3 protein-coding genes are annotated in these 5,920 nt (G+C 36.5%); all 3 read right to left on the bottom strand.

Translation table 11 applies throughout. The annotated features are described in order from the left end of the window. A partial coding sequence (locus tag AC1DSL_RS15215; protein WP_477532821.1) for a phage tail tape measure protein occupies nucleotides 1-4,208 on the bottom strand: 4,208 nt, incomplete at its 3' end. Nucleotides 4,209-4,393: 185 nt separating this feature from the next. Beyond that, entirely contained in the window at nucleotides 4,394-5,485 is a 1,092-nt protein-coding gene (locus AC1DSL_RS15210; protein WP_477532820.1) for a hypothetical protein, read from the bottom strand. 76 nt (nucleotides 5,486-5,561) lie between these two features. Further along, nucleotides 5,562-5,920: hypothetical protein (locus AC1DSL_RS15205; RefSeq protein WP_477532819.1), on the bottom strand; the 359-nt coding region annotated here is incomplete at its 5' end.

Genomic DNA, 5,920 nt, shown 5'->3' with positions numbered 1-5,920 from the left:
GCCATACCTGCTGCTGACAATTTTCCTCGTGCGATTGTGCCATTGATGTATCTTAATTCTTGTTTATTCGCATCCTGTTTATATTCTAAGAATTTTGCTTGTCTTTCAAGTGTAGCAACATAGCGTTGAGAGGTATTATCCAATGTCTCAAGTTTGGCGTTTTCATAATCCAACACACGTTGGTATTTCTCTCGTGAGTTTTCAAATTCAGCTAGTCGTGAATTGACTGCATCTAACTCTAACTGGGAGATTAATTGCTGTACATTTGCAATGTCACCTTGAATACCTATTAAATCTGATTTTGCTTGGTCAATCGCTTGTTGAGTATTTGCTACACTAGTTGATCCTGATGTGCTTGTTGACTTAACACCACGTTGAGCATCAGCAATATATCCACTAGGCTCGATAATCTGACCATTTTTAGTAGCCTCATAATGCAAGTGACTTCCAGTAGAACCACCTGTAGAGCCTATTGTCCCAATCTGCATACCAGCAGTAATAGTCGATCCTAGTTTAGCCATCGCTTTATCAAGATGAGCATATAGATGTTTAACTCCACTGTCGTCTTGAACAACAACTAAATTACCGTATGAGGAGTCGTATCCATTTTTAGCAGCATTGCCTGAAGCAATTACTTTACCAGACACATTTGCATCTAATCTTGTTCCTAATGGTTGTGCGATATCTACACCACGATGTTTACGAGTCCCTCCACCACGAGAGTCGCCTAATTCTCCAGTCCGTTTACCTGTCCAGCCTGAAAGCCTCTGAGTAGAAGTAGCAGAAGAAGAGCTAGTTGATACCATACCTGTAGCTGCAATTTTTCCTGATTTAATCTGTCTCTCTAATTCGTTTGCTTGTTGTTGTAGAATTTTCGTTTTGTCTTTTTGTAGTTTGATTTCCTTTTGTAAAGAATCTCGATGTTGTTTAGAGTAGTCAGGAAATTTAGCTTGTAATGCCTGTTGTTTCTCAATCTCTAAGTTAATTTTCTCTAGTGCTTGTTTATATTTATCTGAAACGTAAATGGACTCTTTTGTTGTTTTGTTTGCGGATTTAGAAGCTTTCTCAGCTTTTTGTGTAGCTTCATAAGAATCGAGTGTTGAACCAGTATAACCATTCATCTCTGACACTAGAGAGTTAATCTCACGAGTTAAATCAATCGTTGCATTAGATTGTTCACGAGCAAAACCTGCAAATTTCTGAGCCTTAATGAAAGCATCTTCACTCATGTTACCTTGAGCCGAACGATTTAATCTTTCTGCTTCAGCAACAGCATTTTGTGAGAATTTATTGTAAGCTTGAACCAATTTAGACAATGCGATTAATTCTTGTTTAGCATTATCAAGTCGAGCTTTAGTACCCATAGCTGAGTTATACGTCATTGTTTGTTCTGCGTTTAATTTGCCATCTTTAGCAAGTTTAATGACTTCCATCAATTGCTCATTAGCTTTAGTTTCAGCCTTAAGCATGTATATTTCATTTTCAGATGCAACAATTCCATTTTCTCTTACTTGGAAATACTCTGGATACAATGCGAGGAGTTTTTCTTTTGCGTCTGCAAGGAATCCTTCTTCTTGTGCTGTTAAATTAACTTTATTCGCTAAAGTGTCATATAGGAAGATAAGGTCATTAGTTTCAGAAAGTTGAGCCGATGATACACCGACTAGTTGTTCTTCTACTGATTTCAACTCTTGCAAATTGGCTAAATATTTTTGCAGTTCTTCATTGAGTTCTGCTGTACCGTCTTCTAAATCACCATTGATTAAATTTTGATTTCTTGCTTGTTCAATAGAAATTCCTTGAGCATCAGCAACTTGTCTAACTTGTGATTCTTGAAGTATTAGCTTTCCAATATAAGCATCAATGGATTTCTCAATGTTTTTATACTGTGCAGATTCGCTGCTTAAAGCATTGCCTTTGGAGTCCTTAGCATTAAGTAACAATGTTTCTTTTAGCTTTTGTCCGACTTGTTCTAAATTTTCCTTCTGTGTTTCAAAATCGTCACTAGAAGAATTAACAAAAGTCGATATAGCGTCAGTTGCATCATTTAAGTTTTTCTCGAAACCTTTCGAATCAATTCCATCGAAAATAGTTGCGATGCTTTCAGATTCTTTCATTGACTTAGCCATCAAAGTAGCGTCGTATAAAATTCCTTTAGCTAAATCTCTGGAAGACTGTGAAATTTTTTCGTTTGCTTCAATACGTTTTTCTGCACTTTCAGTAGCTTTAGTAGCAACATAAAGCTCTGCTGATTCTGCTTTATTTTGATAAGTTAAATATTGATCAGTTATTTTAGTTAGGTCATCTATTGTGTCCTGAACCTCAAGAACTTTCGGGGAGTTTTTATCACTTCCACCATCTATAAGTTTACGTTTAACATTCTCAAAGTGCTCAAGAGCTTTTTGCATATCCTCAAGGTTTTTAATCTCTTCTTTGTATGCGAATCCTGTTAAGATATTTCCAGCTTTATTGCCGAATTCAGTAGCTTTAGCATCAGCGATTGCTTTATTACCTTTAGCMGATTTCTTTGACTCTTCAAGTTTCTCTGCGTCGGCTTTAGTTTTTTGAGCATCTGTTAATGCTTTTTCGGCTTCAATTTGACGTTCGATTAATCTAATGCGACTCTCGATTAAATCTGCGTTTCCAAGAAGTTTATTCCCATAAGAATCTTCACCTTTAACAAGGCTAGGCATAATCTGAGCTAATTCATTTTGAACACTGTAGTATTTCTCTTGAGTAGCAGTATCAGGCTTCCCTTTTTTCATTGCTTCTTCAAGCTTGCCGTATTCTTCAACTAATGAATTGACTGTATCTTTATTACTTAAATATGAGTCTGCAAGTTCACGATTCTCTTGATTAATGGATTCTTGCATTTCACGTTGTCTGCCCATGCTGCCGACAAATGCTTYAGTTGCGTATCCTAATGCGACTAATGCAATACCCACACCAGTAGAAGCTAATAAGCCTTTTAAGGCTGTACTGAATACTCTTGTTGCTCCTGCTGCTAATGTTGATGCTGTAGCTGATGCTTGTGCCGCACCCTTAAATCCTAATAAGCYAACAGTTGTTGTTCCTATTGAGCCTGTCAAAGCTTTAAATCGAGAAGATAACAAGAACATTGCAACACCCGTTGCTCCAAATAACGCAGGAAGAACACCGAATTTATCTACGAATTTTGTGATATCTCCTAGGACTTCTCCAAACACTTGTATTCCTTGAATCATACCTTCAGTAAGGAATGCGTCTCCAAATGCTAAAGCTAATTTCTCAACTTCTACACGAGCAAGGTTGATACGGGCTTGCAGGGATTCCATGTAACGTTCGTTTTCTTCATTAGCTGATCCTGCTGAGTTTACTGATGACTCGTACATACTTCTGTACATTGAATCTGCTGATCCTAAATCATCAAGCAAGGATTGCATCCTACTGATATGGTACTTGCCCGCTAAACCTTCAACTACTGCTATACGTTCTGTATCGGATATACCTTTAACCTTTTCCGCAACCTCAGTGTAAACTTGGATAATGTCACGTAGATTTCCTTTGTTATCCGTTAAGCTAACTCCTAATGAACCTAATGCGTCTTGTGCTGGCTTTCCAACTAAACGAGGAAGGACTGCTTTTACAAAGTTACCAATTTCATTACCTGATTGTTTGGTAGACGCTGTTACTGTTCCTACAATTGCATTTAACTGATCAAAATCTAATCCCATTGCTCGTGCTGTCGCACCAGCTCTAGCTTGACCCTGAGCAAGTTTCTCAGTTGTGGTCGCATATTTATTTGAAATTTCATTCCACGAATCAATAATACCCATAGCATCTTTAGCGTCCATTTTCCATTGGATTAATGAAGCTGTCATGTATTCAGATGCTTTTTGTGCAGTGATGTCACCTACGTTGGAAGCTACAAGTCCAGCATCTGCAAGTGTTCCTAACTCTTCACCTTTGAATCCTTGTCGTGCAAACTCAGTGTAAGAATCTAATACTTGACTAATTGACTGACCAAACTTTTCAGCAGATAGTGTTGCTCTGTCAAATAAAGCTTCAAAATCCGTACCCTCCGACATAACTTTTGCAAGGTCTGTCATTTTCGTATCAATGTCTACTATAATACTCATGAATTCATTTGCTGTTCTAAAAGCCCCGTAGAATAAAGTTGATGCTGCCCATTGGTATTCGATATGAATCGCTAATTCATACCCGTTCATTTGATGAACCGCTCATAGTCGCCTATGAGATTAGACTATATCTTCAGTCAATATGACTGCCTTCCGTTTCGAAATCGCTTGATTCCTACTCTACTCACTTCCATCTTAAAGATGTGTTTTCGATAGTCGTTACACACGGCTCACGCCTTGCTCGGTATTGTCTCATAATTGAGGTATCCACCGAATTAGGAAGGTTTTACTTGAACTAGCAAATTAATCCAAATTGGAAATTTCTCCATCGCAACACGGAAACTATCCATGATTCCCATTGAACTACGGGAAGCCTCTGCTGCCACAGTTTTCATTCGAGTAAATTGAGTATTAATATCAAATAGATTCTGCTTGAAATCTTTAGATGCAGGATTCAGTTTCTGATAATTTACTAATAGCTCATTCGCTTGATTCATATCAACAGTTTTTGCGTTAGTTTTCATTGTCTTCTCAACAGCTAATACTTGTTTTTGGATAGCTTGTTGATTAGCAATTAGGCGTTTCTCAATCTGTTCTCTGTTGATTAATTCCTTATTAGCACTCTTGGTTGCAGCTACCATTTCATTAAGTTGTTGATTAGCTCTACTAAAGCCACTTGTTCCAACTGCATTTTTTATAGAATTTGCTAACTCAGTGAATTGATTGGTTGTAATCTTACCTTCTGATAATAGCTTGTTCATTTTAGCAATTAATTCATTACTGCTTTTAGCTGCGTTAGATAGCTGTTTGTCTGTTTCTTGTATAACTTTTGGCATCCATACGAAGTCTGTTTTATCAGGCGTTAGTTGCCTAATAACTTTTTCAAACTCAATTGTTTCATTTTTACCTTCTTTTTCAATTGAGGCTTTTAGCTTATTTAACTCTTTTTTTCCATTAACAATATCATAATCAACTTTAATGGTTGCATTAAGACCGTTTAACTCTTTTTTGAGTGCGTCAACATCTGTAATACTGCCTTTTATGGCACTTTTAAAAGCCATTCCGAGCTTATCAGAAGCTATTTTCATCGCCTTAGTTATTTCATCTGCACTAACTGTAGCCATTTCCTTAGCTTCTTTTTCTACGCTTTTAAACTCTTTTGTCAGTTTAGAGAAGTCTAGGGTCGCTAAACGCTCCAGTGCTGAAATAGCCTTTGGATCAATTTTTATATCAATCTTAACTTGATCTAATTTCTTTTGGAGTTGGGCAATTTGTGCATTTAAATTGTCTTGGGAAGGTTTATCGTTCAGTCCTAAAATCACCTTAAGCTCAATTGCATTTCCAAGTCCGTTTGGTGAATTCGCCATTTAMTTGCTCCTTTCTTAGAAAATAAAAAAGAAGCGTCTAATTAAAGACACTTCTTGATTTATTGCATATTTATTTTTATGAAACTTGTTTTAAGATCAATTCAATTCCGTGTTCTTTAAACTTATTTAGCAATCCGTTAAAATTGTTTTTTAAATCGTATGGGTATAGTTCAATAAGTGGAACGTCATTTTGTTTGCAAAGCATAATTTTTCTTTTTGTTTTATTATGGTATTCATATAAGTAATCACCATCTGTTGTCTCTTCAGTATATAAGCCGAAATACTCTACATATATTGTTTTTTCGCCTTCTATTTTCCAGTCGAATCTAAGTCTTTCAGATATATCCATCACTTCTTTATACGATGGTACGCCAATAAATGTAATATAGTTTTCAATTAACAAGTTACTTATTTTCATTTCAGGCAATGAAAGAC

The sequence above is a fragment of the Paenisporosarcina sp. P4_D4 genome (assembly GCF_056401835.1).
The sequence above is the reverse complement of the archived record's forward strand: the minus strand, read 5'-3'. Positions and strand labels throughout refer to the sequence as shown.